This window comes from Rothia gullae, from assembly GCF_024294905.1.
Lineage (GTDB): Bacteria > Actinomycetota > Actinomycetes > Actinomycetales > Micrococcaceae > Rothia.
Genome location: NZ_JANCOC010000006.1, coordinates 19,811 through 27,191, shown reverse-complemented (window position 1 = coordinate 27,191; position 7,381 = coordinate 19,811). Strand labels below are relative to the sequence as shown.

Here is a 7,381-nt window from a genome sequence, read left to right as displayed (position 1 = left end):
CCCGGTTCGGGGTGGGGGGGCAAAAAACCCCCCCCCCCCCCAAAAAAAAACCCCCCAACCCCACCCCCCCCAACGCCACCTTCAAAAAACCCCCGGGGGGGGGGGGTAACAAAAATTATATTCACCCCGCCCCTCCCTTGTGCTTAAGCAGTGCCTATCGAGCAGTGCCTATTAAGCGGAGCTCAGGGACCCTCGCCAGAGAGCCGTGTCAGTAAGCCGCGGTGGTTAGTCCTCCACCACGTCATCCTCATCATCAAAGACAGCATCCTCAGAGGAATCCAGCGCAATCTGCTGTTCCTCCTCATCCAGAACCTCATCGCTCGTTATCTGAGCCCAGGTCGCGTCATCAATCAGCGGATCATCAATCGCACGAACCCAGAGCATCGAACCAGCCGCCATAGCGCTCAAGTTCTCGTCATACGCCTCCGCAGGCAGACCCTCAAAGATCTCAGCCAAACGCGCAAACAGGTCATCATACGAAATGTCGCCCTCAGCCTGCAGCCAGCACTCAGCCGCAAAATCAGACAGCTCATTCAGCTTAGTGTCACACAGCAGCAAGAACGGGCCGTCCTCACCCACACGCACACCCGAAGTACCGGGCATACGAGACACCGCAATCGTACCGTTCAAGAACACACCCGGCAGGTGATCCTCAACCATGTACTTCTCCAGCTTCTCAACCTCATCAGCGTTCGGCAGCTCACCACCATTCAGCAGATCCTGAACCAGCGGCAAAGTATCCTCAACCTCCGAGTACACCAGGCGCCACACGCCACCGCAACGCTCCACCAGCTTAGCCAGCGACACAACACCCTCAGGGTGACGCGCCAGACCCGAACTCTGCTCACTCAAGAACACCAAAGCCTCATGCAGCGGAACACGCTCAAAATACGGCTCCGAAGCCGACTCATCACGAGAAATGAACACAATACGCGACAGCTCATAGTTGAGGTCATCACAATCAACCACGTTCAAGCCCAAATCCACCGGGTTCTGCTGATCCTTCGGCGCATTCGGGTCAACAATCACTGACAGCGGCTTCGGATACGGCGACACAACACCCTCATTTGAAATAATTGCAGTCTCATCAGTCAGATACGCAAACTTCGAACCCAAGAAACGCGACGCAGTCGTCTTACCGCTACCAGAAACACCCACCAGCGCAACAGCGCGCTTCGACTCAGGGTCACCAATAACAGCCGCATGCAACATCACACCGCGACCAACCAGCTGCTCAATCATCGCCAACGTAATACGGCTTGTCAGATCCTGCATACCCGAATCATCATCGGCCACACGCAGCGTCGAAACCTTATCAAACGAACCCATCAACGGATTCGCCAAATCCATCACCGACTCATCAGTCTGCGTATGAACCAGCATCACCTGATCAAAACGAGACAACGAAGCATACGCCTCATCAGGAGCATCAAAAAACTCCGGAGCAAGAGGCTCCCACGCCTTCTTAAAACGCTCCACAAAAGAGTCCGACATATCAATCAGATACAAAGAAACTTCCGCGCCAGCAACACGCAGAACAACAGGCTTCAGATTCATCAAAAAATCCTTAAAGAGTGAGAGATAAAAACCCGCACGCGAGTGAACGCACTAGCACAACAGGCGAAAAAACCGCCCCACGCGGGCGCACAAACACACAGCCTGCGCACCCGCACCCCAAAGTGGGCGCACCCCAAAGTGGGAAAGACTAAGACTCCACAGAACCATCCGCAGGAATCATCGTCTGATGAAAATTCAAATAACTACGCGAAGCAGTCGGGCCACGCTGACCCTGGTAACGGTTACCATACGCACCAGAACCATACGGATGCTCAGTCGGGCTACTCAAACGGAAGAAACACAACTGACCAACTTTAGAACCCGGCCACAACATAATCGGCAAAGTCGCCATATTCGACAACTCAAGCGTCACATGCCCAGAAAAACCAGGATCAATAAAACCAGCCGTAGAATGAGTCAACAAACCCAGACGACCCAACGACGACTTACCCTCCAAACGGGCAGCCACATCATCAGGCAACGTCACCTTCTCATACGTAGAACCCAACACAAACTCACCCGGGTGCAGAATAAACGGCTCATCAGGAGCCACCTCCACCAGGCGCGTCAAATCCTCCTGCGGCTGAGCAGGATCAATATGCGGGTACTTATGGTTATCGAACAGACGGAAGAAACGATCAATCCTCACGTCCACACTTGCAGGCTGAATCATCGACTCATCGAACGGTTCAAGAACGATGCGCCCATCAGCAATCTCTTGACGAATATCGCGATCTGAAATAAGCACGCTTAAAGGATACCTGGCAAACACCACCCACGTGCAGACATCCACCAGCCCCAGCACACAGTCCTACATCACATTTCAACCCCGACACCCCGCGCACAAACAGCCGCAACACATTTCACGCCCGACAAGCAAACGCGATACACTGGAAAAGATGCGGCTGTAGCTCAATGGTAGAGCCCACGCTTCCCAAGCCTGATACGCGGGTTCGATTCCCGTCAGCCGCTCTCCTCAAGCCTCTTACTTCACGGTAGGAGGCTTTTTCCGCGTCTGAAGCGGGAATCGCTTCCAGGCGGAAATACATTCCCTCGCGCGCTCGGGATTTCCGCCTTACAGCCCGTCAGCCGCTCCAAAAGCCCCGGACTTCGTCGTGGGGCTTTATTTTTTAGGTTGGATGCGGTGGTTGGGCTCGGTTGGACGGGTCGAGGCGGTATGTTCCTTGCTCCTGCAGGGAACCCGTCCTTGCTTCGCGTCGGATACCCTGAAGTCGCGACGGAACATACCGACCTCTCCCTTACTTCTCTCCCCCCTCCCTATGGTGCGAGGTAGGGTGCGGCTGTGCGGCAGGGAACGAACCGCGGGCCCTCGGCTTGGGAAGAGTGTGCGCGGAGGCGGGGAAGGGAATGCTGGGGTGAGGCACCGCAGACAGCTCACCGGGAAACAAGATAGGTATTTGGGTGCGGTGGTGAGTCCGTATGGGAGGTTAGGGCACCTCCCAGAGGGCTCGCGGCAAGAAGGTTCCAGCGCAACCATGCGAGCGCGCAGCACAGCTATACCTTCCTGAAGCGACATCAGGGTGCCCGAGCTCTGCGAGGGCGGGTGCCTCTGTAGGAGCGAAGGAAGTGTATAGCGAGCCAAGCGCGCGCCTCAAAAGCTTGAAGGATGTTCAACTCACCACACAGTTGTGCTAACCTAACCACAGAAATTCAATGAGAGAATTTTCTCAAAAATATCTACTCGACGACGAATCGTAGACCAGCATGACCCGCGAAACGCACCCCTACACCACCCCCGCACGCCCCCTCGACCTGAACCTCTACCTCGTCACAGGCGACAACCCCCTCGAAACCGTCCGGGCAGCCAAACACGCCACCTGCATCCAAGTCAGGTCCAAACCCATCAGCGCGCGCGAGCTCTACCAGCTCGCCGAAGCTATCGCTGGCATCATCCAGCCGCACCAGACCCTCCTCATCGACGACCGTGTAGACGTCGCCCTCGCGTTGCGTGCCCGCGGCGTGCGCGTTGACGGCGTACACATCGGTCAAGACGACCTGCCCGTAGCCGACGCCCGTGCCCTCCTCGGCACCGACGCGGTCATCGGTCTGACCACCGGCACCCGGCAGCTCGTTGAAGAGTCCAACAAAATCGCGCACCTGATCGACTACATTGGCACCGGGCCGTTCCGCCCCAGCCCCACCAAACAGTCCAACCGTCCGCCCCTCGGCATTGATGGGCTCCGTGAACTTGCCGAGCTGTCCGCCGTACCGACCGTAGCTATCGGCGACATCGCCCCCGAAGACTGCCCCGCCATCCGCACCACCGGGGTCGCCGGAATCGCCATGGTCCGCGCTTTCGTCGACAACCCCGCACTGAAGGCATAACCATGACCATCACCATCATTGGCGGCGGAATCATTGGCCTCACCACCGCGTTTGAGCTCACCGAACGCGGCGAGAGCGTGCACCTCATCGACGCCGGAACCAGCAGCTACGGCACCGCCGACGACGGCACGGCACTCTACCCCGCCGCCAGCCACTACGCCGGCGGCATGCTCGCGCCCATCGCAGAAGTGCAATTCCAGCAGGATGCGCTCTTCCCGCTCATGACCGCCAGCGCCGACGCCTACCCCTCCCTCATGGAGAGGCTCAGCCGCGCCACCGACCTGCCCACCGGCTACGACACTACCGGCACGCTCATTGTCGCAGCCGACCGCGCCGACGCCGAGCACCTGCAACGCACCCGCACCTACTACCGGGATATGAACCGCCCCGCAGACCCCGTCACCACCACGCAGGCACGCACCCTCGAACCACTCCTGGCACCGCGTATTGCCGGTGCTGTGAGCATCCCCAGTGACCATCAGCTACACCCGCGGCTCATGATGTGCGCCCTCCAAGACGCCCTCACCCGCCGCGGCGTCACCTTCAGCACCGAACGAGTCACCAACCCGGACGCGGGCGACATTATCTGCACTGGACTAGGGGCAACACTGCACGGGGACTACCCGCTACGCCCCGTCTACGGGGACATTCTGCGTCTGCGCGCCCCGCGCCCCATCCTCAAGCATGTGGTGCGCGGCTACGTGAACTCCCGCCCCGTCTACCTCATTCCCCGCCCTGACGGGGAGCTGTGCATCGGCGCGACCAGCCGCGAAGACCACCGCACACTACCCGCCATTGACGGCGTACACCAGCTGCTACGTGACGCAATCCGGCTCGTACCCGCCGTTGAAGAGTGCGAGCTTCTGGAGGCGAACGTCGGCGCCCGCCCCGGCACCCCGGATGACCTACCCATCTTTGGGTACCGAACCTGTGCCGACGGCACCCGCCAGCTCTTATCCACAGGCTATTTCCGCCACGGTATTTTGCTTGCTGCGCTCGCCGGCAAGGTTGGTGCGGAGGTCGCCTGCGGGGCTGAGATTCCGCCCATCATGCAGGCGTGCGACCCGGCACGATTCACCCACTAAACACAGTCCCCACCGGATGCACCCGGCACCTTCACGAAAGGATTTCGCATGATCATCACCTACAACGGCGAGCCGCTAACCACCAACGTCACTACCGTATTTGACCTTGTCATGGACCAGTTCGGTACCGAAAATGGCGTGGCTGTGGCGCTCAACCGCAGTATCGTGCCGCGTTCCACGTGGCTGGATGTGCCGCTGAACGAGGGCGATAGGGTGGATGCCCTCACCGCCGTTCAGGGCGGCTAATCCTCCAGCCTGAACCGGCGAGATGCCCAACGACGAAAAAGAACAGATATTCTCGGTTTTTGTTCCCTAAACCGGACGCACCCTAGCGCCCCGCACCAACCTGCAAACCCCGTCATCTAGACGTTCCCACAGAGGAGAACTCATGAGCCTCACACCGCTCACCATCGGCGACCGCACCTTCACATCCCGCCTCATCATGGGTTCCGGAGGCGCAACCAGCATGGACTTGCTCGAGCAGGCGCTCATCGCCTCCGGCACCGAAATGACGACCGTTGCCATGCGCCGCCACGCCGCAGGCACCCCTATTTTTCCGCTTCTGCAGAAGCTCAATATTGCGCCGCTACCCAATACCGCAGGGTGCCGCACCGCAGCTGATGCGGTGATGACTGCGATGCTCGCCCGCGAGGCGCTGGGCACTTCCTGGGTGAAGGTCGAGATCATCCACGACGAAGACACCCTACTGCCGGACACCGTGGAGCTGTTGAACGCTTGCGAACAGCTGGTCGCCGAGGATTTCACGGTGCTCGCGTACACCTCTGACGACCCGGTGGCTGCCGCTCGCCTGGAGGATGCGGGCGTTGCCGCGGTTATGCCGTTGGGCGCGCCAATTGGTACCGGTCTGGGCATTTTGAACCCGCACAATATTGAGCTGATTGCTTCTCGCGCGCAGGTTCCGGTGGTTCTGGATGCTGGTGTGGGTACCGCTTCCGACGCGGCGCTGGCAATGGAACTGGGTTGTGATGCGGTGTTGTTGGCATCGGCGGTGAATCGTGCTGAGGATCCGGTGGCGATGGCTCAGGCGATGAAGTTTGCGGTGCAGGCGGGCGCATTGGCGCGTGAGGCTGGCCGTATTCCGGTGCGTGAGCACGCGAAGGCGTCGTCGCCGTCGGAGGGTTTTGTATCGTGGATGTAAACCTTTCCCCTACCCCGGTGAATCCGGAGCATGCGCGTCTGGATTGTGAGCGCACGGACCGTCAGCGTCGCCTGCCGGGCTTTGATCAGGATGCGGTGGCGGCTACCCGCGTGTTGGTGATTGGTGCTGGTGGTTTGGGTTGTCCGGTGGTGCAGGCGTTGGCGGCGGCTGGTGTGGGGTATCTGCATATTGTGGATTCTGATTCGGTGGAGCTGTCGAATATTCAGCGTCAGCCGCTTTTTGGTGTGTCCGATGTGGGTGAGCCGAAGGCGGAGGTTGCGGCGCGCCGTGCCTTGGATTTGTGCCCGTCGTTGACGGTTGAGACAACGATTCGGCATGTGGATGCGTCCTGGATTTTGGATCTTTTCGCCGCGTCGGCACCGGATTGTGTGGTGGATTGTACGGATACGTTTGCATCGAAGTATCTGATTGCGGATGCTGCGCAGGTTGCGGGTTTGCCGCTGGTGTGGGGCACGGTTTTGCGTTTTGGCGGGTCGGTGAGTCTTTTTGAGCCGGATGGCGCGCATTTGCGTGATATTTTTCCGACGATTCCGCAGACGGTGGAGTCGTGTGCGCTTGCCGGGGTGTTGGGTGCGACGACGGCTGTGGTTGGTTCGCTGATGGCGACGGAGGTGCTCAAGTTTGTGAGTGGTTTACCGACGGCTGCGGGTACTCTGCTGACGTATGATGCCTTGTCGGGTACGTGTACGTCGTTTGGGGCGGTGCCGGATCCGGCGCGTGTGGTGCCGGTGGATTTGTCGGCGCATGAGGTTCCGCAGGTTCTGTTGGATGTGCGTGAGGCGCCGGAGCGTGAGGAGTCGGTGAAGCATGAGGGCTCGCTGCATGTGCCGTTGTCGCAGCTGAACGACGCTGAGGGGGCGCTGTTGCCGGCAACCGACGTGCCCGCGGAGTTGTTGAGCCTGTTTGAGTCGGTGCGTGATCAGCGCGTGGGCGTTTTCTGTGCCTCGGGTGCGCGAGCGCAGCGCTTTGTGCAGGCGTACGCGGAACTGGCGGGCGAGTACGGGGTGCACCTCACGGCTATCTAAGCGTGTACAAGGCGTAGCTATCCCTTCCGGAAGCGACATCAGGGTGCCCGAAGCGAAGCAAGGGCGGGTGCCCCTGTAGGAACGAGAGCGCATACGGCTTTCCGCTTAACTCGTAGAGACGGTTTCCCCATGTGCAGGGCGTAAAATCGTGTATAACACGGCGGCACGTCGCGCGGTTTGTCCTGTCT

The 7,381-nt window shown here is 59.6% G+C and carries 7 protein-coding genes and 1 tRNA gene; 6 read left to right on the top strand and 2 right to left on the bottom strand.

Annotation, left to right across the window (positions count from 1 at the left end; translation table 11 throughout):
* Window positions 1–225: 225 nt before the first annotated feature.
* Together NML54_RS05005 and dcd are read right to left on the bottom strand one after the other, a co-directional pair.
* Window positions 226–1,557: a P-loop NTPase family protein gene (locus tag NML54_RS05005; RefSeq protein WP_254756286.1), complete on the bottom strand. Its 1,332-nt coding sequence runs from the start codon at window positions 1,555–1,557 to the stop codon at window positions 226–228.
* A 148-nt stretch (window positions 1,558–1,705) separates the two neighbouring features.
* Complete coding sequence (gene dcd / locus NML54_RS05000) at window positions 1,706–2,305, bottom strand: dCTP deaminase (protein ID WP_049362002.1); 600 nt, start codon at window positions 2,303–2,305, stop codon at window positions 1,706–1,708.
* A gap of 153 nt (window positions 2,306–2,458) precedes the next feature.
* On the opposite strand from dcd, the gene NML54_RS04995 reads away from it, so the two are divergent.
* The 6 genes from NML54_RS04995 to NML54_RS04970 all read left to right on the top strand — a co-directional run bounded on the left by NML54_RS04995 (window position 2,459) and on the right by NML54_RS04970 (window position 7,193).
* Window positions 2,459–2,529: transfer RNA gene (locus NML54_RS04995), tRNA-Gly, on the top strand.
* 753 nt (window positions 2,530–3,282) lie between these two features.
* Window positions 3,283–3,903: a thiamine phosphate synthase gene (locus tag NML54_RS04990; protein ID WP_254756284.1), complete on the top strand. Its 621-nt coding sequence runs from the start codon at window positions 3,283–3,285 to the stop codon at window positions 3,901–3,903.
* 2 nt (window positions 3,904–3,905) lie between these two features.
* A complete protein-coding gene (thiO, locus tag NML54_RS04985; RefSeq protein ID WP_254756282.1) occupies window positions 3,906–4,988 on the top strand; it encodes a glycine oxidase ThiO in 1,083 nt (360 codons plus the stop codon).
* Window positions 4,989–5,036: 48 nt separating this feature from the next.
* Window positions 5,037–5,234 carry a sulfur carrier protein ThiS gene (gene thiS / locus NML54_RS04980; RefSeq protein ID WP_254756280.1) on the top strand — a complete coding sequence of 66 codons (198 nt, stop codon included), beginning with the start codon at window positions 5,037–5,039 and terminating at the stop codon, window positions 5,232–5,234.
* Between the two features lie 142 nt (window positions 5,235–5,376).
* The gene (locus tag NML54_RS04975) at window positions 5,377–6,147 is read left to right on the top strand and encodes a thiazole synthase (protein WP_005509016.1); all 771 of its coding nucleotides are present in this window, start codon (window positions 5,377–5,379) and stop codon (window positions 6,145–6,147) included.
* The gene (locus NML54_RS04970; RefSeq protein ID WP_254756278.1) at window positions 6,138–7,193 is read left to right on the top strand and encodes a ThiF family adenylyltransferase; all 1,056 of its coding nucleotides are present in this window, start codon (window positions 6,138–6,140) and stop codon (window positions 7,191–7,193) included. Before NML54_RS04975 ends, NML54_RS04970 begins: the two co-directional genes overlap by 10 nt.
* Window positions 7,194–7,381 lie beyond the last annotated feature (188 nt).

Excerpts from the sequence above, each read along its gene's own strand:
- thiO (WP_254756282.1), top strand. The coding sequence starts at position 3,906 with ATGACCATCACCATCATTGGCGGCGGAATCATTGGCCTCACCACCGCG.
- NML54_RS04975 (WP_005509016.1), top strand. The coding sequence starts at position 5,377 with ATGAGCCTCACACCGCTCACCATCGGCGACCGCACCTTCACATCCCGC.
- NML54_RS04990 (WP_254756284.1), top strand. The coding sequence starts at position 3,283 with ATGACCCGCGAAACGCACCCCTACACCACCCCCGCACGCCCCCTCGAC.
- NML54_RS05005 (WP_254756286.1), bottom strand. The coding sequence starts at position 1,557 with ATGAATCTGAAGCCTGTTGTTCTGCGTGTTGCTGGCGCGGAAGTTTCT.
- thiS (WP_254756280.1), top strand. The coding sequence starts at position 5,037 with ATGATCATCACCTACAACGGCGAGCCGCTAACCACCAACGTCACTACC.